Genomic DNA, 2,028 nt, shown 5'->3' on the forward strand with positions numbered 1-2,028 from the left:
GGGCAAGGGAGCTGGTTACATTCTGATTTTTCTGTCCTATGACGCGGTGATAAATCGTATCGACCAGATCATCAGCCAGATTAACTCCCTGGGCTTTCCCAATCGTGTAGGCCTCGTGTAGGAGCGTATAGAATTCCTCTTTTCCCTGCGGACGGGCAAACACGCCGGCGAAGGTGTCTTCATAATAGGCCGTAATCACGTTGATGGCGCAGTTTGTGATGAACTTGTTCCACACTTCGACGCGGATATCGTCGGCATATCGTATTTTCAGCCCCGGATGGTCGAGAAGATCATGGAGAGTTGTACTGTATTCCCCTTCAGCACTGCTGATATACATGCGGGCAAAGGCCCCGGACTGACGGATTGAAAAATCGGCCTGGGCTTCTGTATTAATGTAAATAGTCGAATCCATAATTTTTCCCTTCGGCAGAATAGACCGGGCTACCTCACTATGATCGACGCCGTTCTGCATGCAGACAATCATCGTATGATCATCTACGCAGGGAATCACGGCCTGTAATGCTGCCGGCAGGGAATAATTCTTGACGCAGACAAAAATCACATCCTGAATGCCGCACGACGACGGGTCATCGGTTACTTTCGGATGAGCTACGTGTTCACCAAAAAAATCACTGTGCAGAATAAGACCTTTTTCTATGAGAGATTCTTTCCGCTTGCGGCGGGCAATCAGAGTCACATCATCATAGTAGGCACACAAAAAAGATGCCATATATCCACCGATACCGCCAATTCCCGTTACCATGATTTTCATGAGTCATCACTCCCTCAACATATAAATCAAAAGACTGTTTTTACCATTTTAGCATAATAAATCGGTAAAAACAGTCTTTTTTCGTCTCTATACTTACCTTTCTCCACAGGCTTTGGCAAGAAATTCATCTAGTGCGGCCAGATCAGGAATAACAGTATCCATCTTCCAACGGTCTTTTTCTTCTTTAGCCTTTGCGTTTTTCAGGACTTCTGCCGTTTTATCGGCAGGAATGACGACGACACCATCAGCATCGCCATAAATAATGTCTCCGGGACGGATAAGCGTATCGGCACAGACAACTGTCTGTTGTACTCGTCCCAGATAATTGACAGGGGGACTTTTCGGCGTGATACCGCGGGCAAAAACAGGAAAATCACCACTGGCAATGGCCTGACTATCACGAACGCATCCATCAATGACGATACCTGCCAGCCCCTGTTTTCTGGCAATAGTCACGACAATTTCTCCCAGGAACGCTGCATCGGTTGTTCCATGGGCAGCGATGACAAGGACAGCGCCTTTGGGAGCTTCCCGCAATGCTTTAAATACAACAGAACAATCATTTTTAACGACTTGTATGGTGTAAGCCGGTCCTGTAACGGTCATCCGTTTATCCAGTGGTTTAATAGCAGCAGCCATCGTCTGGCATCCTTCCATGGCATCTGATAACGATGTAGATGACACGCCATTCCATTCCTGTATATTAAATTCCATAGTATCTCTCCTATTTTAAATCAGCGGGATGTATTAAATGACCAGCAACAGCCGTGGCAGCCGCTACAACTGGTGAACCCAGGTATGTTTTTGATTTCGGACTGCCCAGACGGCCCAGAAAATTCCGGTTATTCGTTCCAAGTAATATTTCATCATCAGACAACAAGCCGCCACTTCTGCCTTCACAGAGCGAGCAATAGGGATGAGTCACCATAGCGCCGGCCTGAATAAATATTTTTATATACCCCAGAGCAATGGCCTGTTTAAAAATCGACCGCGATGCCGGGGTGATGAGCAGTTCGATATGAGGTGCAATATGATGTCCGTCCAGTATGCGGGCGGCAGCTGCCAGATCCTGCAGCCTTCCATTCGTACAGGAACCGATGAATACTTTATCTACTTTCATTCCTTCCAGTTCGGACAGCGGTTTGACATTATCTACGTACGGATGGGCCGCAATATACGGTACCATATCTTCGGCTTTATACGTCAGCACTTTTTCGTACTCTGCATCGTCATCAAAATGGAGCCACGATACGTCA

At 46.9% G+C, this 2,028-nt stretch carries 3 protein-coding genes; all 3 read right to left on the reverse strand.

What is annotated here, in order from left to right; translation table 11 throughout:
• Positions 1-772: ketopantoate reductase family protein (locus DBO31_RS08930; protein WP_150824979.1), on the reverse strand; the 772-nt coding region annotated here is incomplete at its 3' end.
• Positions 773-865: 93 nt separating this feature from the next.
• Positions 866-1,486, reverse strand: coding sequence for an RraA family protein (locus tag DBO31_RS08935; RefSeq protein WP_059076185.1), 621 nt, complete (start codon positions 1,484-1,486; stop codon positions 866-868).
• Positions 1,487-1,496: 10 nt separating this feature from the next.
• A partial coding sequence (locus DBO31_RS08940) for an aconitase family protein (RefSeq protein WP_234995452.1) occupies positions 1,497-2,028 on the reverse strand: 532 nt, incomplete at its 5' end.

This window comes from Megasphaera sp. DJF_B143 (assembly GCF_900320625.1).
GTDB lineage: Bacteria > Bacillota > Negativicutes > Veillonellales > Megasphaeraceae > Megasphaera > Megasphaera hexanoica.

What these genes read in the sequence shown, in the direction of transcription:
- DBO31_RS08935 (WP_059076185.1), bottom strand. Translation starts at nt 1,486, where the DNA reads ATGGAATTTAATATACAGGAATGGAATGGCGTGTCATCTACATCGTTA.